Genomic DNA, 22,248 nt, shown 5'->3' on the forward strand with positions numbered 1-22,248 from the left:
GGTAGACTTTAGCTGTACAGCAAATTATCTTTTACTATTCTGATAAATATTTGAGTGTTATAGCTGCAACAAAAGAGCTAAGAAGACTCAAAATGAGCGAAAAAGCGGCGAGAAGAGCCAAGGCAGTAAGAAAAGGGACATTTGGATTTGTTGGAGCTGCAGCAGCCACAATACCAAAAATCATGATTGGAATTACCCATGGTAGAATGATAATAAAAATGAGAAGAGTGCTGTGCAATAATGATGTCGCTAATGCTGCTCCAACAGCACCAATAAAAATGATGGCTGGTGTTCCACATAAAAGAGTGAGTATTGTTGTCAAAGTTGTCACTGTATCTAAATGAAGCATCAATGCTAAAATAGGTGTAACAAAAATAAGGGGCAGCATAGTTCCTACCCAATGGGCAAGGCACTTGGTAAACACAATCAGCGTTAGACTTTGTCTTTGTCCCGAGAGAATGAATTGGTCAAGATTTCCGTCATCGTGATCGGTTTGAAAAAGTTTATTTAGATTAAGGAGTCCAGCAAGAAGGGCTCCAAACCATAACATGCCTGGACCTATTCGTGCGAGGGTTTTCGGATCTGGTCCAATGGCGAAGGGGGTTATGACAATAACCGCGATGAAAAATAAAAGTCCTGTTAACGAGGAAGCTTGTGGCGATAAGGTTAACCTAAGATCACGCCAAAATAGCACTTTCATTTTATTCTCTCCCAAGAGGTAGAAAATTTTCTAGAATAATCTCATGGTTTTTTGGGGTGGGGAGTGGTATATGGGTTGCAGCGATAATCATGCCGCCTTGGTTTAAATGGTGCTGGAAAAGATCGGCAAGGATAGTTTGAGCTTGACTATCAAGTCCAACTATCGGTTCATCTAAAATCCAAATAGGGCGATAAGATAGCAAAAGGCGGGCAATGGCAACACGTCTTTTTTGTCCAGTTGATAAAACTTTAAAGGGTAAATGTCCAAGATCAGCAAGACCAATGTCTGCAAGGGCTTCATGGGGATGGCGCATATGTTGCCCATAAAATGCTGACCAAAATTGTAAATTATCAATAACTGATAAGGGAGATTTCATGGCATTTTGATGTCCTAAATAATGACATGCAGTTGCCACGGGGTATGTGTGTTCGTGGTCTTTCAATATTACATAACCTTCAGTAGCTTCAAGAAAGCCAGCAATGATTCGAAGTAAGGTAGATTTTCCGATACCATTCGAACCTGTGATTGTCATAAGTTGCTGGGGAAATAAACAAAAAGAAAGACCTTGAAATAAAATTTCTTCGCCTCTCTGTGCTGCTAAATTTTTACCCAATAATATCATATGGATTGCCTAGTTTTGCCATTGTTTGTGTAATCTTTATTGCATTATAAGACAAAAAACACGTTTTTTATGTAATTGTGCCTAGAATAGTTCTAGAAATAGTTCTATAAGCCATGTTGCACCAGCAACGAATGGAGAATGGTTTTTGGCGCTGATTTTCGAATTTGCCTATGAGAGAGGGCGGAAGGAGAAAATGAAAAGTAGGGGGTGGCTACGTTTGCGCGCAAGCTGCGATCTTGACTCGCAGGTTGTTCATTCTGGGAAATCGGATAATTTTTAGTATGAGGGTGGGCAGTCATGTCTCAAATTGATAGCTTTAATTGTTGCAAAACTTTAGATATTGATGGCAAAGAATACACTTATTATAGTTTGATTGAAGCGGAAAAAAATGGGCTCCATGGTGTTTCTCGTTTGCCGTTTTCAATGAAAGTTATTCTCGAAAATTTATTACGATTCGAAGATGGTCGCACAGTTAAGAGAGAAGATATTTTAAACGTTGCTAAATGGCTAAATGATAAAGGCAGCGCTGGTGCAGAAATCGCCTATCGCCCTGCACGCGTTCTCATGCAAGATTTTACAGGTGTTCCTGCAGTTGTTGATCTTTCCGCAATGCGGGATGCTATGGTTAAACTTGGGGGTGATGCTGAAAAAATCAATCCTCTCATCCCCGTCGATTTAGTCATTGACCACTCAATTATCGTTGATAATTTTGGCAATCCTATGGCTTTTAAGGAAAATGTTGAGTATGAATATGAGCGCAATAGTGAGCGCTATCGTTTCTTGAAGTGGGGGCAGCAAGCTTTTCAAAATTTTCGCGTTGTTCCTCCAGGCACGGGAATTTGCCATCAGGTTAATCTGGAATATTTAGCACAATGTGTGTGGATGAAGGATGAAGAAGGACGTCGGACGATTTATCCTGATACTTGTGTGGGCACTGATTCGCATACGACTATGGTGAACGGTTTGGGTGTTTTGGGATGGGGTGTTGGTGGTATTGAAGCAGAAGCAGCAATGTTAGGACAGCCTGTTTCTATGTTATTACCTGAAGTTATTGGCTTTCGTTTAACAGGTAAGCTTAAAGAGGGTGTGACTGCTACTGATTTAGTGTTGATGGTGACGCAAATGTTACGCAAGAAGGGCGTCGTCGGTAAATTTGTTGAGTTTTTTGGCTCTGGTTTGGAACATATGACGCTTGCTGATCGAGCGACAATTGCGAATATGGCACCTGAATATGGGGCAACATGTGGTTTTTTCCCAATTGATAAAGAAACTGTGCGTTATCTCAATATGACAGGGCGCGATGAACATCAGATTGCTTTAGTGGAAGCTTATTCTAAAGTCCAAGGGATGTGGCATGATGAAATGGTTGCCGATCCCATTTTTAGCGATACAATTGAATTGGATATGGGAAGTGTTGTGTCTTCTATGGCGGGTCCTAAGCGCCCTGAAGGGCGTATTGCATTGGAAAATGTTGGGCAGGGTTTTGAAGAGGCATTGGTTAATGACTATAAGAAGACTGTTGGGCAAGATGATCGTCATCACGCTGAAAATGAGGAATACGATCTTGGTCACGGCGATGTGGTGATTGCTGCGATTACTTCCTGCACGAATACATCAAACCCGAGTGTCCTTATTGCTGCAGGGCTTTTGGCACGGAATGCTGTGGCAAAAGGTCTCAAGAGCAAACCATGGGTTAAGACTTCTCTTGCACCTGGTTCGCAAGTTGTTGAAGCCTATCTTCTCAATTCGGGTCTCCAAAAAGATTTGGATACGCTAGGATTTAACGTGGTAGGTTTTGGATGCACAACGTGTATTGGGAATTCTGGTCCTTTGTTACCAATTATTTCTAAAACAATTAATGATAATGGTTTAATTGCTGCTGCAGTTCTTTCAGGAAATCGTAACTTTGAAGGGCGTGTATCGCCCGATGTGCAAGCGAATTATTTAGCTTCGCCGCCGTTGGTTGTTGCGCACGCTTTAGCTGGAACAGTGCGTAAAGATTTAACCAAGGAACCTCTTGGTGAAGGTTCAGATGGTCAACCAGTGTATTTGAAAGATATTTGGCCAACTTCTGAAGAAATACAGGAATTTATTGAAAAGAACGTTACACGTAAGATTTTTGTTGAAAAATATGCAGATGTATTTAAGGGAGATGAAAATTGGCAAAAAGTTCAGGTTCCCACGGGTGTAACCTATTCTTGGGATGAGCAATCAACCTATGTGCGTAATCCGCCTTATTTCGATGGCATGCAGAAGATTCCTAATGTTTTATCAGATATTAAGGATGCGCGGATTTTGGGTTTGTTTGGTGATAAAATTACGACGGATCATATTTCTCCTGCTGGTTCCATTAAAATTGATTCTCCTGCTGGGAAGTATTTAACTGATCATGGTGTTCAAGCGGCTGATTTTAACCAATACGGCACTCGTCGTGGGAATCATGAAGTTATGATGCGTGGAACCTTTGCTAATATTCGCATTCGTAACTTCATGTTAGGAGAAAATGGTCGTGAAGGAGGCTATACAGTTCATTATCCGTCCGGAAAGGAACAGGCAATTTATGATGCAGCGATGATGTATAAGCGGGAAGGCGTTCCGCTCGTTGTTTTTGCTGGTATTGAGTATGGTAATGGATCTTCCCGTGATTGGGCGGCTAAGGGTACCAATCTTCTTGGTGTAAAGGCAGTGATTGCTCAGTCTTTTGAGCGGATTCATCGCTCTAATCTTGTCGGTATGGGAATTGTTCCTTTTGTATTTGAGGCTGGTGCAAGTTGGCAATCTTTTGGCTTAAGAGGAGATGAAAAGGTAACAATTGAAGGAATTCATGATTTAAAGCCTCGTCAAAAGACTGTAGCCATAATCACTTTTTCTGATGGAAGAGTGCAAACAATTCCATTATTGTGCCGTGTCGATACTGAAGATGAGTTAGATTATTTGCATCACGGTGGTATTTTGCAGTATGTTTTGCGTAATTTAGCCGTTTAAATTGCATTTGTCTGCTTTGGGAGGATTTTGAATTATTCAATTGAGTATAGAGGCGTTGGATTGCAGATTTTTTTATGCTCATTTTTGAGAATTCGATTGACGTTGGTTTTAAGGTTGCGTTATAAGTCCGTTTGGTTATCAATAGCTCGATAGTTGGGTTTAAATTTGTTTGTGTTGGTAGAGATATCACTGAGGATGTTTTTACCAATGAGTTGAAAGAAAGAGATATTTATGGCGAATACACCTTCGGCTCAAAAGGCGGTGCGTAAAGTTATTGCGCGTACGCAAGTCAATAGAGCCCGCCGTTCACGTGTTCGTACCTTTATGCGTAAATTTGATGATGCTTTAGCTGGTGGTGATAGGGCATCTGCGGAAGCAGCATTTAGGGATTTTGAGCCTGAAATTATGCGTGCGGTTTCTAAAGGAGTTTTTCATAAAAATGCTGCGGCGCGGAAAGTATCGCGTTTAGCGAAACGCTTGAAGGCTCTTAGCGCGTAAGCTTTTTTCATTTAATTGTTAATAGAAATTAGGTTAGCATCTATATTAGGTGCTAACTTTTTTCTTTCTAAAAATCTTATACCTTTTAGGGGTATGGGAGAGATTCTTCCTGTTAAAAAGCAGAGTAAATTTGCGGAATTTTGATGGTTATCCACAAGCTCTGTGGATTTTTGCAGAGTCTTTTTTGTCAAGCTTTTTTTATTTTTTTTTTTGATCCGCATAAATTCTTTATTATTGGTAAATTTAGAGAAAAAAAAGTGAATTGAATCAATTATTTTTCTCGTCTTTATGTTTATATTTGCAAGTTTTTAGAGGTTTTTGATTTTATTTTGACCTCTTGCATTTCCCCTCTGCAGTTTTGTATGGTTCTTATGAAGATTGAAAATACACAAGGTTCGTATCGGCTCATTATTCTGTATTGAAATGTAGAATGCTTTTTACGGATTATATGAAGCTTTATGTTAAAAAGGTTCTGTGATGTGTTTTTTAATTTTCTTGATTGATATGTTTTCTGTTTTGAAGAACGTATTGTGCCATTAGTACAAGTAAATCTTATTGGTCATCTTTATTAGTTGGATTGTAATGAGGCTATCCTAGGGGGGGATATCTTATTTGGGGTAGGGCGTCCTTACCTTCGCTAAAGCAATTTTAGCTGTTTGGTGGGACAAAGTTTTGGTTTTTATCGGGATGAAAGATGGTGGATAAATTGAACTCTAAAGCTAGTTCCTTTAAAAGGGTTTCGGTGAATATCCTGTCGGCAGAGAGAATAATAAATAATAAGATGACGGATATAGGTGGGGCTGTTAGTGCAAATGCTTTTGCAGAACATCCGATTATCTCAGAGGAGGAAGGTGCAGCGGCTTTCGCACGTGTAATGGCGCAATTAAAAGCGCAGGTTGGTATCGAGGCTTATACAAGTTGGTTTGGTCGTTTAAAGCTTGCTGAATATAACCGTAATCTTATAAAGCTTTCTGTTCCTACAGCGTTTTTGCGTTCGTGGATTAATAATCACTATGGTTCTCTTTTGACCAGTTTATGGAAACAAGAAAATTCAGCGATTCTTCGTGTTGAAGTTATTGTTCGCGGTATGAAGCGTGTTTCGAAAGGCGTTGCGTGTGCAACAAGTGCAGACCCTGTTGTTGTTCCTGAGGAGCAGACGACCTCATCTTGCGCTGAAAGCTATGCAGAGTATTCGGGAAAGAGCGTTCAGGCGGGTATCTTTGGTTCGCCACTTGATTCTCGCTATACTTTTGAAAATTTTGTTGAAGGTTCTTCTAATCGTGTTGCTTTAGCTGCAGCGCGTTCGATTGCAGAGGGGCATAAAAGTGCTTTGCGATTTAATCCTCTTTTTATTCACGCATCTGTTGGTTTAGGAAAAACACATTTGCTTCAAGCTACTGCAGCTGCTGCGCTGAGTCGTTTAATGCCTGCGCGGGTTATTTATTTGACTGCTGAATATTTTATGTGGCGTTTTGCAACGGCTATTCGTGATAATGATGCTCTTTCTTTTAAAGAACAGCTTCGCGATATTGATCTTTTAATTATTGATGATATGCAATTTTTGCAAGGAAAGTCGATACAGCATGAGTTTTGTCATTTACTTAATATGTTGCTTGATAGTGCAAAACAAGTTGTTGTCGCTGCAGATCGTCCGCCAGCAGAATTAGAATCGCTTGATCTTCGGGTTCGCTCTCGTCTTCAAGGTGGGGTATCCCTTGAAATTGAAGCGCCAGATTATGAAATGCGCTTGCAAATGTTGCGTCAACGGTTAAAAGTAGCGCAACAAGATGATAATATGGTTGCAATTTCTGATGATGTTTTGGAATATATTGCTAAGACAGTTTTGGGATCAGGGCGTGATATTGAAGGGGCATTTAATCAGTTATTATTTCGTCAGTCTTTCGAATCTGATTTATCTTTAGAGCGGATTGATGAGTTATTGGGTCACTTGACACGTTCAGGCGAGCCTAAGCGTATTAGAATCGAAGAAATTCAGCGTACGGTTGCACGTCATTATAATGTCTCTAAGCAGGATTTGTTATCTAATCGTCGAACGCGTACAGTTGTAAAGCCCCGACAAGTGGCTATGTATTTGGCAAAAATGTTGACACCTCGCTCATTACCAGAGATTGGGCGTCGTTTTGGAGGTCGTGACCACACGACAGTTTTGCATGCTGTGCGTAAGATTGAAGATTTGGTTTGTGATGATCAGACATTAGCAAAAGAGCTTGAGCTGCTGAAGAGGTTGATCGGAGAGCAGGCTGTATAATCAGGCTGTATAATATTGGTAGTTTCTTTTCTGTTTGTTGGAAGTGTTGGAGTGAGATTAAAGGGGGGGGCTATTTTCTGTGTGCAGTAGTTACTTGCCATTTGAAGAGAGGTTGAATAAAGTTCTATAAGTGATTCTTTTGAGTAATTTGTTGTCTTTTAATATAGAGAATCTTTATAGTGCTTAGTAAATTATAACGGGGATTTTTATGCGTATTGCAGTTGATCGCAGTCAATTTCTCAAGTCTCTTGGTCGCGTTCACCGTGTGGTTGAGCGTCGTAATACTGTTCCTATTTTGTCGAATGTTTTAATTGATGCAGAAAATGGCGGTGTGCAATTAAAAGCAACAGATCTTGATTTAGAGGTTACGGAATCTTTTGTTGCCAATGTTGAGCAAGCAGGAGCAACAACTGTTCCTGCGCATTTGTTGTATGAAATAGTTCGAAAACTTCCTGATGGCAGTGAGATTATATTATCAGTTGATGTACAACAAGCTGGTAAAATGTCTATTGTTTCTGGTTGTGCTAACTTTCAGCTTCAATGTCTTCCTAAAGAAGATTTTCCAGAGTCGCTTCCAGGTCAATTTGGTTATTGTTTTTCTTTATCAGCATCAAGTTTGAAGCATTTGCTTGATTGTACGCAATTTGCTATTTCTACCGAAGAAACGCGTTATTATCTTAATGGTATTTATTTTCATGTAATTGATGATGGTGTTTTGAAGCTGCGTTTAGTTGCTACTGATGGTCATCGTCTGGCACAAGTTGATATGAAGGCTCCTGCAGGGGTTGATGGTATGCCAGGTATCATTATTCCTCGTAAAGCTGTAGGGGAGTTGCAGAAACTTCTTTCTGAGGAAATCGATGGTGATGTACGTATAGAGCTCTCAGAAACAAAAATTTGTTTTTCCGTAGGGTCTTTAGTTTTTACATCAAAGTTGATTGATGGAACATTTCCAGAGTATCAACGTGTTATTCCTCTTGGAAATGATAAGGAATTGGTTGTCAATAGACAAGATTTTTCTTCTGCGGTTGATCGTGTTTCAACGATTTCGAGTGATCGTGGGCGTGCGGTGAAGTTGATGATTAAACAGGGACAATTAAGGCTTGTTGTTAATAATCCTGATTCTGGGAGCGCAGAAGATCAATTAGCCGTAACTTATGCATCTGATCCGCTTGAAATAGGGTTTAATTCACGGTATCTTTTAGATATTGCTGGGCAGCTTTCGAGCGATGAGATGGTTTTTATGCTAGCTGAGGCGGGGGCTCCTGCTTTGATTCGTGATAATGGCGATGCAGATGCGCTTTATGTGCTGATGCCTATTCGCGTTTAAGAGCGGTTGTTTTGCAGTGCATGGTTGGTTATGTGCACAAAGTAGCAGTGAGGCAGCTAAGGTTAGCGCATTATCGTAATTATGATTCCTTTAATATTCATTTTTCAGGTCAGCATGTGGTTTTTACTGGTCATAACGGTGCTGGTAAAACTAATCTTTTAGAAGCGTTGTCTTTTCTTTCTCCTGGTCGTGGTTTACGGCGCGCAGCTTATTCTGATATTAGTTTTTCGAAGAGTGGAGGTGCAGGGTTTGTTGTGTTTGCTCGCCTTGAATGCGCTCTTTATGGTGAAGTGAATATTGGTACAGCTTTGGAAATTGGCGATAATAGTCGAAAAGTCCATATCAATGGTGTAAATGAGACAGGCGATTGTTTAACAGATTACTGTCATATTAGTGTATTGACTCCCTCTATGGATGGGCTTTTTACAGGTGCTTCGCTTGAGCGTCGTCGTTTTTTGGATCGTATGGTTTTGGCTATTGATCCTTTGCATGGTCGCCGCATCGCAGATTATGACAAGGTTATGCGCGCACGTAATCGTTTATTTTTGGATGGAAGTGAAGATCGTGCTTGGTTTGATGCTTTAGAAATGCAGATGGCAGAACTTGCAACAGCTATTGCTGCCGCACGTGTTGATGTTATTCGACTTTTGAATGATATGTTTGTACAAACATCAGTTGATACACCTTTTCCACGAGCTTTTTTGCAAATTGATGGTTTTGTAGAAACAGCTCTTAGTAATGTATCAGCGGTTGAAGTTGAAGAGCAATTTTGTGATAGGTTGCGACGTAACCGTGCAATAGATCGTGCTGCTGGACGAACATTAGAAGGACCACATCGTACGGATTTACAAGTTTTTTATGCTGATAAAAATATGCCTGCAATATCTTGCTCAACAGGTGAACAGAAAGCTCTGTTGATAGGTTTGGTTTTGTGTCATGCGCGTTTAACAGGCATGATGTCGGATAAGGCACCTATTCTTCTTCTTGATGAAATGGCTGCCCATCTTGATTCTCATAGGCGTGCTGCTTTGTTTGATATTCTTGATGACTTAGGTGGGCAAACATTTATGACAGGAACAGATCGCGTTTTATTTGACGCCTTAAAAGGAAGAGCAGAATTTTTTGAAATTAAAGCTGGATCTTTATTGCAGTAAAAGCATGATAAAAGGTTTTTATAAGGTTATGACTAAGAAAAGAGACTCATTATGTCTACTATTATAACAGTTTTAAATGGTCCTAATTTAAATTTTCTTGGTAAACGCGAACCAGAAATTTATGGCACTGAAACTTTGGAGGCAATTGAGCGGCTCTGCAGGGAATATGCAGCAAAGCTTGATGTCACACTGCGCTTTTATCAAAGTAACTATGAGGGACAATTGATAGAATGGATACAAGAAGCGATTGGGGTAAGTGCTGGATTAATCATCAATCCAGCTGCTTATAGCCATACATCTGTTGCGATTCTTGATGCGTTAAAAATATTTACAGGTCCCATAGTAGAAGTTCATTTGTCCAATATTTATCAGCGTGAAGATTTTCGTCATCAGTCTTATACTGCTGTGGGTGCGGATGCGGTTATTGCTGGGTGTGGTAGTGAAGGGTATTGGTTTGCGCTTGAATATATTATTAAGCGGCTTAAATTTGGCATAAGGGAGACAAAAAATATATAATACCAATGAAGGGGTTTTAATTTACTTGATAATTCTTTTTAAATAAGTAAGCATAATGTATATGGTGTTGTTGGTTTTTTGATGATAATTTCCAATATATTATGATGGGGCAGTAGAATGATAGATTTTTTAAAACGGATGAATATGCTCGTGATTTTGGGAATTGCGTTGCTTTTATCTGGTTGTAAAATTGATGTTCTTCAGCCGTCAGGGTATGTTGCGCGTCAACAGCTTATTTTGATTATTACGTGCGTTGTCGTGATGCTGTGTGTTGTGATCCCAGTGATGATTGCAGTGGTTGTTTTAGCCATAAAATATCGCGCATCTAATACGGCAGAAGAATATTTACCTGATTGGGGGCATTCAAATAAACTTGAAGCATTTATGTGGGGTGTTCCAATTATCATTGTAACAATTTTAGGTTCATTAACGGCTTATTATACTTATAAGCTTGAACCTGCGAAGTCACTTCCAGTAGATGTTGTTGGTGAAGAAAAGCCATTACAAGTAGATGTTGTGGCTCTCGATTGGAAGTGGCTATTCATTTATCCTGAGTACAATGTTGCATCAATCAATGAAATTTATGCGCCTAAAGGTCGTCAGGTTTTGTTGCAGTTGACATCAGAGAGTTCTGTGAATGCCTTTTGGGTACCAAAATTAGGTACGGTTCTTTATGTTATGCCGCAAATGAATTCTAAATTGCATTTGGTGGCTGATGAGCAAGGAGTATTCAAAGGAAGCTCGGCAAATTACAGCGGTGATGGTTTTGCAGGTATGCGGTTTTTATGGCATTCTGTATCTTCGCAGGAATTTGACAATTGGATTGCTAAAGCTCGTGCTAATGGTCAAAGACTGGATCGCGCGTCTTATCGTCAACTTTCCATTGCGCCTCGTATGGGGGAAGTTGCTGCAAAGGAAAAGGATGCGAGGGTTCGTTATTTTGCACCTGTTGAGAAGCGGCTTTACTACCGGATTGTCAATCGGTGTGTTGATGAAAATACAGTGTGTAATGAAGACTTGATGAAGCGCGCTGCGGCTCAAACACTTTGGGGTGCGCTTTGTTCTGTTTTTGATCCTGGTATTATTTAGAGCATCAATCGAGAAAGAATCCTTTTTAAAATAAGGTTTCTTTAAAACTGAAATTCATTTGATATGGGTTGAGAAATGTTTGGAAGACTTACAGATCCTACGGCTGGTGCTTTTCATGCACTTACACATGAGCCAATTGTTTTATACACATGTATTGCGATTGTTTTTGGTGGCTTAGTTGCTGTTATTGCTTTGACAGTGCTTGGATGGTGGGGAGTTTTATGGCGAGACTGGATTACAACAGTTGACCATAAACGCATCGGTATTATGTATATTATTCTAGGCATTATTATGCTTGTTCGTGGTTTTGCTGATGCAATTATGATGCGAACACACCAAGCTTTTGCTCTTGGGAGTGAAACGGCAGGTTATTTGCCGCCTGAGCATTTTGATCAGATTTTTTCAGCTCATGGTGTCATTATGATTTTCTTTATGGCAACGCCGATTTTATTTGGTCTTTTCAATTATCTTGTACCGCTTCAAATTGGTGCTCGCGATGTTGCATTTCCATTTGCGAATAATCTTGGGTTTTGGATTACAGCTGCGGCGGCGATATTGATTAATGTATCACTGGGTGTTGGTAATTTTGGTCGTGGTGGTTGGTTGATGTATCCACCTTTTTCAGAGTTGCAAAATAGTCCAGATACAGGGGTTGATTATTATTTGTGGTCGCTTCAGCTTTCTGGTATTGCAACGACAATGGGAGCAATTAATTTTGTTGCGACCATCATTAAAATGCGTGCTCCTGGAATGACGATGATGAAAATGCCTGTCTTTTGTTGGAGCGCTTTTGTCAGTAATATTCTTATTTTAGTTATTTATCCTGTCTTGGCTGTAGCATTTGCATTATTGGCATGTGATCGTTATTTGAATATGAATTTTTTTACCAATGTTGCTGGCGGCAATCCAATGGTATGGATTAATTACGTTTGGATTTTTGGTCATCCTGAAGTTTATGTTCTCGTTGTTCCTGCTTTTGGGATTGTTTCCGAAATTGTGTCAACTTTTTCTTCAAAACGCCTCTTTGGTTATACTTCAATGGTATGGGCAATAGTGGTTATTTTGATTCTTTCGCTTCTTGTTTGGGGACATCATTTCTTTACAATGGGTGGGGGTGAAGCTGTGAATACTTTTTTTGGTGTCGCAACGATGATCATTGCAGTTCCAACAGGTGTTAAAGTCTTTAATTGGTTGCTGACTATGTATAAAGGTCGGATTCGTTTTGAGCCTCCAATGCTTTGGTGTATGGGGATGATATTTACGTTCGTTGGTGGAGGATTAACAGGTGTTTTGATGGCAATTGTTCCTGCTGATTGGCAGTTTCATAATTCTCTGTTTTTAATAGCTCATTTTCATCATACAATTATTGGAGGGGTTGTCTTTGCTTATTTGGGTGGGTTAGCTTTTTGGTTTCCAAAAGTTTTTGGCTTTAAACCAAACCGTATATTAGGCATTGCATCTTGTTGGTGCTGGTTTATTGGTTTTTATCTTGCTTTCTTCCCAGTTTATGCGCTTGGTTTGATGGGGGCTACGCGCCGACTTCAACATTATACTGAACCTAGTTGGCAGCCAATGTTTATTATTGCGGCAATGGGTGCTGTTATTATCCTCTTTGGGATTGTTTGTTTTGTGCTGCAAATTGTTTTAGCTATTTGGTATGGTATTAAGCATAAAGGGTGCTTGCCAGTAACGTTGAATGATCCTTGGGGTGATGCACGTACACTTGAGTGGTCTGTTTCTTCACCTCCTCCTTCTTATAATTTTGCAACACTTCCAGAAGTGCGGACTGAGGATGCTTATTGGGATATGAAAAAAAGTGGGTATCAGCGTCCGACAAGTGGATTTACAAAAATCCATATGCCATCAAATACGTCAGCTGGAATTGTTGCAGGTTTTTTCTCATTAATCGTTGGTTTTGCTCTTGTTTGGCATATTTGGTGGCTTACTGTGGTTGGGTTAATTGGTTTCATTGTGACGATCATTTGCCATTCATTAATGGGCGATCATCATGGTTATTATATTTCATCTGAAGAGGTGCAGAAGACGGAAGATATCTTCACGGCTGTTCTTAAAGAACAAGGAGTGAAAGCATGAGTATGAGTGCGGTGACAACAAATAACACTGATACGGATGAGCATCATCACGACAATAGTTCGACAATGATATTTGGTTTTTGGGTTTATATTCTTTCAGATTTAATCCTGTTCTCAACACTTTTTTCAAGTTTTGCAGTTTTTTCTGCTGCTTATGGTGGGGGAAAAGCGGGCAATGAGTTTATAAATTTAAACTTTGTTTTGGTTGAGACTGCCATTTTATTGTTATCATCGATTACGTATGGGATCACTATGATACAAGTCCATAAGAAGAACCTTATTGGTGTATATTCATGGATGGCTTTTACTTTTATGCTTGGGGGTTGTTTTATTGGAATGGAAATATACGAATTCCATGAGCTTTTGAGCGAAGTATTTTATTACGACCCTAGCGCTTATGCTGGTATTGATCCTGTGACAGGTGTCAAACTTTTTGGACGAGAAGTGCTTTCTGCTTATTGGTCAGCATTTTTTGCTTTGGTTGGTACTCATGGTCTCCATGTGAGTGCTGGCTTACTTTGGATGATAGTGATGTTTTTTCATTTACGTCGTCATGGTTTAGATCAAGATAACAAGACACGCTTAGAATGTCTTTCAATTTTTTGGCATTTGCTTGATATTGTATGGGTTGGTGTTTTTACTATGGTTTACCTATTAGGAGCATTATAATGAGTTCGCATAACGAAACACACAGTCCAACTATTGGTTCTTATCTTGTCGGCTTTATTTTGGCTGTTATTTTCACTTTAGCTTCCTTTATTCCTGTGATGTATGGGATGCTGTATAGCTTAGCGGTAAGCACGAAAGTTATTTATCTTATTGGAATGGCGCTTATCCAGATTACCATACAGATTGTTTTCTTTTTACACTTAAATTCTGGTCCAGATGCTAAGTGGAATTTGGCAACTTTATGGTTTACGGTAATGTGCGTTTTCATTATTATAGGAGGAACTTGGTGGGCTATTTCTCATTTGAATTATAATATGATGGGTGGTTCAGGACGCGTTATCGTTATTGAGCCAGAAACGAATATGGCAGTACCAGAAGAAACGATATTGGAAAAGCAATAGCCAGAAATTTGCCACTTTTTTATAGTGGCAAAATATGGGGCGTCAAAACGAGATATATACAATGCCATTTTATTTAGGATAAGAGTGGTGAGTTTTATGCTGTGAAAAAGACCACGGGTTCCGATTTGGAAAAAAGGTTTTGTTATGTCAGATAGGCAATTGTATATATTTAAGGTTGTTGTGCTAAGGAATAATGTTATCAAAAATTTATTTGCTGCTTAAATTCTCCTTGTGTGTTGAATTAAAATAGAGTCAGAAAGAATGTGTAATTGGAATATATCTGATTGCCCTCAGAGAAAGTTCATTTCCCGATGTGATGCGTGACCACACATCGGTAATGTACCCAGTACTTAGTGTTACTTTTGTCAACCGTTGTCAATGATTTTGGCTTTTAAAATTTTAATTTTCATAACCAAAATACTGCGTGAAAATAGCGGTATAACTGAGTTGATAAAGAAAAAAAGATTGTTATTGATTGATGTTCTTTTAGTAATTTTTATAGAGGGTCGTTTTTTATTTAATGGATTTTCTATCATCAGAAATAAAGAACAATTACAATAACATGAAAAAATAGGAAAGGCATAAAAAGCCTATGATTGTTATCTTAGCAAATGAAAAGAAAACATTCAAATCTATGAAAATTGTTGAACAGTATGACTTTGCATGTGCTTTTATTTTAAAAGAGAGAGTTTAGTGAAACAGTTTTGATTTGAGGAAAATAACTAGGACATATAAGCAATGATTCTTATATAATTCAGTACAAGATCAGAGGATTTCTAAAAGGTTATTCATGTTTAAAATCATGAAGAGGTTATTTCAGCTTTAGTGAATTTATATTAAAGATATTTCACTTAAAGGTATGCGCAACGATAACATATATTAAAATTAAAAATTTAAAGGATTATCAAGGAACTTAATGAATGTTATTTCGATAACGGTTATTGGTGCTGGATCTTATGGCACTGCATTAGCTATTGCGCTTGCGCGTAACGGTCATCATGTTTTACTTTGGGGATATAATCCTCAACATGTAAAAGAATTAAAAGAGTATCGTTGCAATCAGGCATTTTTGCCTGATGTTCAATTTCCTGACAATGTATTACCTGAAGCTTCGCTTGAAACTGCAATAACGGCAAGCCGCAATATATTACTCGCTGTTCCAAGTCATGTATTTCGTCAGGTATTGTATAATATTCAACCTTATTTGGATCAACATTCACGTATTATTTGGGCAACGAAAGGTTTGGAGCATGGTACAGGGCGCCTTTTACAAGAAGTTGTTCGCGAGATTTTAGGCGATAAAATCCCTCTAGCTGTATTTTCTGGACCAACTTTTGCCAAAGAGCTTGCTATCGGTTTGCCTACAGCAATTACAGTAGCAGCTTCTGATGCTGAGTTTAGTGAAGAATTACAACAACTCTTCCCCTGTGACAAAAATTTTAGGGTGTATAAAAGTTCAGACATGATTGGTGTTCAGCTAGGTGGGGCAGTCAAAAATGTTATTGCTATTGGTGCAGGAATATCAGATGGTATGGGGTTTGGAGCAAATGCTCGGACAGCTCTCATTACACGAGGATTAACTGAAATCAGTCGCTTAGGTATCGCTATGGGCGCTGAGTTTTCTACATTTATGGGAATGACAGGTTTAGGTGATCTAGTTTTGACATGTACTGATAACCAGTCACGCAACCGCCGTTTTGGAATGCTGCTTGGCCAAGGAATGGATAAAGAAGAAGCAGAAAAACAGGTCGGTCAAGTTGTTGAAGGTTATTTAAACACTAAGGAGGTGTATACGTTAGCGCAACGTATTAGGGTAGAAATGCCAATTACAGAGCAAATTTATCAGGTCCTATATTGCAATAAAAATGTTTCTGAAGCAGCTAACACATTATTGAACCGTACACTCAAAGATGAAATATACGATACACGGTGTCTTTAAATTCATTATTCAAGCATATGAAAGGGTGTGACGCTGTTACGATAAGAATCTTCAAAACAACATTGAATTTATCAAATGGATGATAAAATTGCAGTGAAGAGGAGGTTTATATAGTCAATTTTTATGCAACATGACTTAAAAATCTTGAACATTTTTTAAGTCATATTTTTGCAAATAAATTACCTTTTTCAGCCATATATACATCATTTATATGAGAAAAAAGGTATTCAATATATTTCTGAAATGACAAAGAAAATAGCTATTTTTTATATTTTATTCTTCTTGAGCATCTTCACTTTTCTTTAATTCTTCAAGTATTGGCATAGACATGATGTTATAGCCTGAATCAACATAATGAATTTCGCCCGTAACACCTGATGATAAATCAGAGAGCAAGTAAAGAGCAGCTTTTCCAATTTCGTTAATGTTTACAGTACGACGTAGGGGTGCATTACGGCGCTGATACGAAAAAATTGCTCGTGCAGCTGCAATGCCATTGCCTGCTAAAGTTCTAACAGGACCAGCTGAAATTGCGTTGACACGTATATTTTGTGGACCAAAATCTGCAGCTAGATAACGTACCATAGCTTCTAAAGCAGCTTTAGCAACACCCATGATATTGTAATTTGGTACCACTTGTTGTGAGGCTCCATAAGTGAGTGTTAGAAGTGCACCTCCATTGGGCATAAGTTTACCAGCGCGCTGGGCAATTTCAGTAAAGGAATAAGCTGAAATAACCATTGTGCGGTTAAAATTTTCGCGTGTTGTAACATCAACATAACGCCCTTTGAGTTGACTCTTATCTGAAAACCCAATGGCATGAACGACGAAATCGATTGCTTTCCATTCTTTTTCAAGATATTCAAAAACATGATCAACATTTTCAATTTTTTCAACATCGCATTCAAGCAACAATTTACAACCGAGCTTTTCTGCTAGTGGTTGCACACGTTTTCCAAAGGCATCTCCTTGATAGGTAAATGCTAACTCAGCTCCTGCTTTTGCTAATTGACATGCAATACCCCAAGCAATTGAATGGTCATTTGCAACCCCCATAATAAGGCCACGTTTGCCCTCCATCAAACCTTTCATATTATTCTCCGTAAGACCTTGCTTTTAAATCTAGCTAGAAACTTTTGTTTATGCATAGCGTTGGAAAACGAGTGTTGCATTAGTACCGCCAAAGCCAAATGTATTCGACAATACAGTATTAAGTTGTTGATGATCACGACGCTTGCGAACAATTGGCATATCAGAGAAAACTGGATCAAGCTCTTCAATATGAGCACTTTCGCAAATGAAATTATGATTCATCATTAACAATGTATAGATTGCTTCTTGAACACCTGCTGCACCTAAGGAATGACCAGTCAAAGATTTTGTGGCAGAAATTGGTGGGCATTGCTCGCCAGCTCCAAAGATACGGCGGATTGCATCTATTTCAGGGGGATCACCAACAGGCGTTGCTGTTGCATGAGGGTTGATATAATCAATTTTATTATTCACAGTTGTAAGCGCCATGCGCATGCACCGTTCTGCTCCCTCACCAGATGGAGCAACCATATCGTGACCATCGGATGTAGCACCATAGCCAACAATTTCCCCGTAGATTTTTGCACCACGCGCCTTAGCTAGCTCTAGTTCTTCAAGAACCAAAACACCAGCTCCACCAGCAATAACAAATCCATCACGATTAATGTCATAAGCACGCGAAGCTTTTTCTGGTACGTCATTATATTTGCTAGACATAGCACCCATGGCATCAAATAAAACAGATAATGTCCAGTCCAGATCTTCGCAGCCGCCAGCAAAGACGCGATTCTGTCTGCCGTACTTTATCATTTCATAAGCATTGCCGATACAATGATTAGATGTAGCACATGCCGAAGAAATTGAATAGTTTACTCCTTTAATTTTAAAAAAAGTTGCAAGTGTTGCAGATGCTGTAGAACTCATCGCTTTAGGTACAACAAAAGGACCAACACGCTTTGGAGCTTTTTGACGTGTAATGTCAGCAGCTTCAACAATCGATTGCGTTGAAGCTCCTCCAGATCCCATGATAATGCCTGTGTATTCATTTGATACTTCATGAGGCTCTAAACCTGCATCAGTGATCGCTTGATCCATCGCAATATGATTCCAAGCTGTCCCGCGTCCATGAAAACGTAAAGCACGTCGATCAACCAGTTCTTCTATATTGATATCAGGTTTGCCATGAACTCTACTACGGAAGCCTAATTCGGCATACTGGGGCGCGTAAGAAATTCCAGATTTTGCTTCACGTAAACTGGTTAAAACAGCTTGCAGGTTATTCCCAATCGCAGAGACAATTCCCATTCCAGTTACAACAACTCGACGCATTCATACCTCCTTGTTTTGTATAGAATAACAAAAAGCCTCTTCTGATAGGAATAATATTCAATCTTCTTTAAATAAAGCAACACGTAAATCATTCGCTTTATAGATGGATTCTCCATCTGCTTTCACCCATCCATCGGCTATTCCCAAGACCAAATTTCCACGTCGGATACGTTTAAAGTCTATTCCATATTCAAGAAGTTTGGTTTGTGGAGTTACCATACCTGATAATTTTACTTCACCTGTTGATATAGCTCTTCCTTTTCCTAGCTCACCTAACCAACCGAGAAAAAAACCTGTTAATTGCCACATACCATCCAGACCGAGACATCCTGGCATAACAGGATCACCCATAAAGTGACAATCAAAGAACCATAAGTCTGGGGTAATGTCAAATTCGGCACGAACCATCCCTTTATTATATTCACCATCAGTTTCACTAATCTGGGTGATTCGATGAACCATCAACATCGGTGGTAAAGGTAATTGTGCATTGCCTTTACCAAACATTTCGCCGCGAGCGCAGCTTAGAAGCTCTTCATAAGTGTAGCAGGACTTTTGTTCAGCCATTGTTACTCCATTTATTTGTATATGTTTTTACTTCTGCGCTTTTCCCCAACTTACTTTTAGAGCAAATTTTAAAGAGAGGGAAATGATTTTATATTATTTTTGATGACAAACTCCCTTTTTTATGTATCCTATAAGGGTAAGTATTTAAAATAGAGAATAAAAAGATTATACTGCATATCATTTCTGTTTTACAGAATTTTAGCTTTGCTTGAGTACAAATATTATACAATTTGTAACATGATAGTGAGCGCAGGTGATTTAGGCTTGAATGAAGAGGAACGGTTCGTGCAAGACTGTGGAAAGGTTGTGAATTATCATTCCATATCTGTGTTAGAAAAGCGTTTACGTCAAAATGGTTTGCGACCAACACGTCAGCGATTAGAACTTGCCAATATGATTTTTGCTCAAGGCAATCGCCACATTGCTGCTGAAGAATTGTATGAAGAAGCAGTGAGTGCGGGTGTACCAGTGTCTTTGGCAACGGTTTATAATACGCTTCATCAATTTACGGAAGCAGGGTTGCTACGTATTATTGCTGTAGAGGGTTCTAAAACTTGGTTTGATACGAATACTTCTGATCACTATCATTTTTACATTGAGGGTGAAAATCGTATTCTTGATATTCCTTGCGGTTTAGGTGAATCTCCTATTGTTGGGAATTTGCCTCAACCGCCAGAAGGTATGGAAATTTCGCATGTTGATTTGATTGTACGGTTAAAACCAAAGAATCCATCTTGATTTTGGGAATCAGGAAGTCCAAAATAAAAATTGAACATGGCTCGTTTAAAAATTTACCAATTTTTGATTTTTTCATCAGGATAGATTCCCCATAACTGGGATTGATGGAGCCATCCGCGGATATTATGGATGCTTAATTCGCACCAGTGTCCATCGCATTGGCGAATATTACCAATAACATTAGGCTCTATTTCTGCCACGACTTTTGCATTGTTTGTGGGGCTTTTACGCAGCATAAGTCTTTTTGTTTTATCTTTTTGCCACGGAATAGTTATGGCAGTTCGCTTGCCTGATAAAAGCGATTGATACACCCATCCTTCATCGCCTTCAGCATCACGGATTTTACGCCATTGATCATATTCTTGGATAATTTCAATAGGTAAGCCTTTTTTGTGGTAAGTAAAAATGATAGCATAATTACTTCCTGGTCCGACGCGCACATTAACGCGAGTGGGTTTAATTGAAGCAAACCGTGGGAGCGGCAAACCGCTTGGTCCTAAATTTTGATTAGATGTTTGTGCATAAGAAAAATTAAGGAAACTAAATGACAATACACCTGCCATTAAGATACATGGTGAAGGTACTAAAAGTCGAAGCCATCTAGAATATTGCACGTTTAACCCCTTTGTTTCTTCATTTTTTATATATTGGAAACCTAAAATCTAAAAAATAGGCTCAAGAATGATCAAATCTATGGCAAGTCGCTCGTTAAAGAGATTTAGACAACAAGAAAATTATTACGAAAATAACAAGATAAACAAAGTAAAATTTGAATTTCTTGATACTCGTTTAATTAATATAGCGCGCTTGTAATATGTAATATTTTATTGAAAGTATATTAAATCAATCAACAAGTTTTTACAATATTTTCAAAATGAAAAAGAATTGATAAAAGGTTTTTAAATGGGTGCTAAATATTAAGGTTTATCAAACCGTTAATTCCAATATGATATAAGTGAATCTGTAAGAGTGTAGATATCTATTCGTTGGCATATAAGCAACAGCTGCGGTTTTGTATTATTAAGCTAAGTATAAAGTAAAAATAGTTCTATTTTCCGAGTGTACGAACAATTGTTTTTGAAAATATGTACCTGAAGATGAAAGATGTTTACAGAATAAATGAGAAAAACTCATAGTTCTTTATGAAACGACATTCGGGTTTAAAGACAATACGTTTTGTACTTTTAAAAAAATTCATTTGAATTGATATATTATTGAAAAAGTATTTTACAAAATAGAAGGAAATCCGATTTTTCAATCTATTAAAGACACACCTTATTCAAGCGTGTATTATTTTTCCTGAATTGGTCGACGTTTTGCTACAGGATATTGATGTTTTTTAGCAATACGGGTAATTGCTGTTTCCAATGGTTCGATCATAACGTCCATAGAGAAGCCATTTGCGTGGATGATATTTTCGTGATCAATCATAATGGCGACATGGCCTTTCCAAAAAATCAAATCGCCTCGTTGAAGTTTGTCACTGTCCGTGAGTTGTCTGCCTATAGTTTTTTCTTGCATATCGGCATCGCGTAAAACCATTTGATCAGTCATCATCATGGAGAGCTGAACTAACCCAGAGCAATCAATCCCAAAACCGCTGACACCACCCCAAAGGTAAGGTGTGCGGATAAAAGTTTCTGCAACTGTAACGTAATCTTCATACACACGTCCAATGGGACTGAGATGGCAGGAAATGATCGCTTTTCCACTGTTAAGGATAGAATACATTGTACCACGGACTTCAGTTTCATCAACAACACTTACTTTACTTCCCATAGATAAGGGGTACTCTATTGGTCCACGTAAGTCGGCTTGTAAATATTGAAAAGTGCGTGGTACTGAAACTACATGTGTTTGTTTTATGTTTGATGTACAAAGAACTGTTGTATCAATATAACCTACATAGCCATCTTTGAGAGATTGACCCCATGACATAGTTTCCCCTTGTTCAAAGATTAAAAGTTCTTCTCCCAATAAGCACTCTGTTTGTCTTTCGCTTTGTGTATTACTTTCTTTAAATAGCCCAGCGACAGGCGTATTAACGCGTTTTTTTTCACCTTTAACAAAGCGCTGAGCTACAATTTCTGTTTTAAGACGTTGATCTGCTAAATCATCTCTAAACGCGTACAATCTCGAATCTTTATCAGCCATCTGTTTACCTCTTATTTTTTGCTTTTTATCTTCAAATAAGCTCATAAAAACTATATTTGTGGGATTTTTTTATCCTTGAATACAGCACAAAGCTGCAGTTTAAGATGCCAAGCAGTCACCCATAAACAGAAAAAATGTCCATTTTTATGGACATTTTTTGTCA

19 protein-coding genes are annotated in these 22,248 nt (G+C 38.6%); 12 read left to right on the plus strand and 7 right to left on the minus strand.

Annotated features, from left to right (window positions below; genetic code table 11):
* Positions 1 to 34 precede the first annotated feature (34 nt).
* Positions 35 to 700: a heme exporter protein CcmB gene (ccmB, locus tag ACMFKV_RS01120; RefSeq protein ID WP_336287694.1), complete on the minus strand. Its 666-nt coding sequence runs from the start codon at positions 698 to 700 to the stop codon at positions 35 to 37.
* A 1-nt stretch (position 701) separates the two neighbouring features.
* Positions 702 to 1,322: a heme ABC exporter ATP-binding protein CcmA gene (ccmA, locus tag ACMFKV_RS01125; RefSeq protein WP_336287695.1), complete on the minus strand. Its 621-nt coding sequence runs from the start codon at positions 1,320 to 1,322 to the stop codon at positions 702 to 704.
* A 297-nt stretch (positions 1,323 to 1,619) separates the two neighbouring features.
* Here ccmA and acnA point away from each other — a divergent pair, with 297 nt between their 5' ends.
* The 11 genes from acnA (at position 1,620) to gpsA (ending at position 16,265) form a co-directional block, all read left to right on the plus strand.
* Complete coding sequence (acnA, locus tag ACMFKV_RS01130; protein WP_336287696.1) at positions 1,620 to 4,307, plus strand: aconitate hydratase AcnA; 2,688 nt, start codon at positions 1,620 to 1,622, stop codon at positions 4,305 to 4,307.
* A 231-nt stretch (positions 4,308 to 4,538) separates the two neighbouring features.
* On the plus strand, positions 4,539 to 4,805 hold the full coding sequence (gene rpsT / locus ACMFKV_RS01135) for a 30S ribosomal protein S20 (protein ID WP_332059824.1): 267 nt from the start codon (positions 4,539 to 4,541) through the stop codon (positions 4,803 to 4,805).
* A 694-nt stretch (positions 4,806 to 5,499) separates the two neighbouring features.
* Positions 5,500 to 7,074, plus strand: coding sequence for a chromosomal replication initiator protein DnaA (gene dnaA / locus ACMFKV_RS01140; RefSeq protein ID WP_336287697.1), 1,575 nt, complete (start codon positions 5,500 to 5,502; stop codon positions 7,072 to 7,074).
* 208 nt (positions 7,075 to 7,282) lie between these two features.
* Positions 7,283 to 8,404 (plus strand): DNA polymerase III subunit beta, encoded by a 1,122-nt coding sequence (dnaN, locus tag ACMFKV_RS01145; protein ID WP_336287698.1) that lies wholly within the window; start codon positions 7,283 to 7,285, stop codon positions 8,402 to 8,404.
* Positions 8,405 to 8,424: 20 nt separating this feature from the next.
* Positions 8,425 to 9,558 (plus strand): DNA replication/repair protein RecF, encoded by a 1,134-nt coding sequence (recF, locus tag ACMFKV_RS01150; protein WP_413154276.1) that lies wholly within the window; start codon positions 8,425 to 8,427, stop codon positions 9,556 to 9,558.
* A gap of 51 nt (positions 9,559 to 9,609) precedes the next feature.
* On the plus strand, positions 9,610 to 10,074 hold the full coding sequence (aroQ, locus tag ACMFKV_RS01155) for a type II 3-dehydroquinate dehydratase (protein WP_336287700.1): 465 nt from the start codon (positions 9,610 to 9,612) through the stop codon (positions 10,072 to 10,074).
* A gap of 117 nt (positions 10,075 to 10,191) precedes the next feature.
* Complete coding sequence (gene cyoA, locus ACMFKV_RS01160; RefSeq protein ID WP_336287701.1) at positions 10,192 to 11,163, plus strand: ubiquinol oxidase subunit II; 972 nt, start codon at positions 10,192 to 10,194, stop codon at positions 11,161 to 11,163.
* A 75-nt stretch (positions 11,164 to 11,238) separates the two neighbouring features.
* Complete coding sequence (gene cyoB / locus ACMFKV_RS01165) at positions 11,239 to 13,257, plus strand: cytochrome o ubiquinol oxidase subunit I (RefSeq protein ID WP_336287702.1); 2,019 nt, start codon at positions 11,239 to 11,241, stop codon at positions 13,255 to 13,257.
* Between the two features lie 2 nt (positions 13,258 to 13,259).
* The gene (locus tag ACMFKV_RS01170) at positions 13,260 to 13,925 is read left to right on the plus strand and encodes a cytochrome (ubi)quinol oxidase subunit III (protein ID WP_336287807.1); all 666 of its coding nucleotides are present in this window, start codon (positions 13,260 to 13,262) and stop codon (positions 13,923 to 13,925) included.
* The gene (gene cyoD, locus ACMFKV_RS01175; protein WP_336287703.1) at positions 13,925 to 14,326 is read left to right on the plus strand and encodes a cytochrome o ubiquinol oxidase subunit IV; all 402 of its coding nucleotides are present in this window, start codon (positions 13,925 to 13,927) and stop codon (positions 14,324 to 14,326) included. Before ACMFKV_RS01170 ends, cyoD begins: the two co-directional genes overlap by 1 nt.
* Before the next feature lie 916 nt (positions 14,327 to 15,242).
* Entirely contained in the window at positions 15,243 to 16,265 is a 1,023-nt protein-coding gene (gene gpsA, locus ACMFKV_RS01180) for an NAD(P)H-dependent glycerol-3-phosphate dehydrogenase (RefSeq protein ID WP_336287704.1), read from the plus strand.
* Between the two features lie 273 nt (positions 16,266 to 16,538).
* On the opposite strand, the gene fabI is transcribed toward gpsA, so the two are convergent.
* From fabI to fabA, 3 genes are read right to left on the minus strand one after another with little or no spacing between them, the layout of a single operon-like run.
* Positions 16,539 to 17,357 (minus strand): enoyl-ACP reductase FabI, encoded by an 819-nt coding sequence (gene fabI / locus ACMFKV_RS01185; protein ID WP_336287705.1) that lies wholly within the window; start codon positions 17,355 to 17,357, stop codon positions 16,539 to 16,541.
* A gap of 48 nt (positions 17,358 to 17,405) precedes the next feature.
* Positions 17,406 to 18,626, minus strand: a complete 1,221-nt coding sequence (fabB, locus tag ACMFKV_RS01190; protein ID WP_336287706.1) for a beta-ketoacyl-ACP synthase I — start codon at positions 18,624 to 18,626, stop codon at positions 17,406 to 17,408.
* A gap of 57 nt (positions 18,627 to 18,683) precedes the next feature.
* Complete coding sequence (gene fabA, locus ACMFKV_RS01195) at positions 18,684 to 19,193, minus strand: 3-hydroxyacyl-[acyl-carrier-protein] dehydratase FabA (protein ID WP_336287707.1); 510 nt, start codon at positions 19,191 to 19,193, stop codon at positions 18,684 to 18,686.
* Between the two features lie 237 nt (positions 19,194 to 19,430).
* On the opposite strand from fabA, the gene irrA reads away from it, so the two are divergent.
* Positions 19,431 to 19,931: an iron response transcriptional regulator IrrA gene (gene irrA, locus ACMFKV_RS01200; RefSeq protein ID WP_336287708.1), complete on the plus strand. Its 501-nt coding sequence runs from the start codon at positions 19,431 to 19,433 to the stop codon at positions 19,929 to 19,931.
* Between the two features lie 53 nt (positions 19,932 to 19,984).
* Here irrA and ACMFKV_RS01205 read toward each other — a convergent pair whose 3' ends face one another.
* Positions 19,985 to 20,545 carry an SH3 domain-containing protein gene (locus tag ACMFKV_RS01205; protein WP_413154277.1) on the minus strand — a complete coding sequence of 187 codons (561 nt, stop codon included), beginning with the start codon at positions 20,543 to 20,545 and terminating at the stop codon, positions 19,985 to 19,987.
* 676 nt (positions 20,546 to 21,221) lie between these two features.
* Positions 21,222 to 22,085, minus strand: a complete 864-nt coding sequence (locus ACMFKV_RS01210) for a C40 family peptidase (RefSeq protein ID WP_413154278.1) — start codon at positions 22,083 to 22,085, stop codon at positions 21,222 to 21,224.
* Between the last annotated feature and the right edge of the window lie 163 nt (positions 22,086 to 22,248).

Source organism: Bartonella propinqua (assembly GCF_047263965.1).
In the GTDB taxonomy this organism is placed as follows: domain Bacteria; phylum Pseudomonadota; class Alphaproteobacteria; order Rhizobiales; family Rhizobiaceae; genus Bartonella.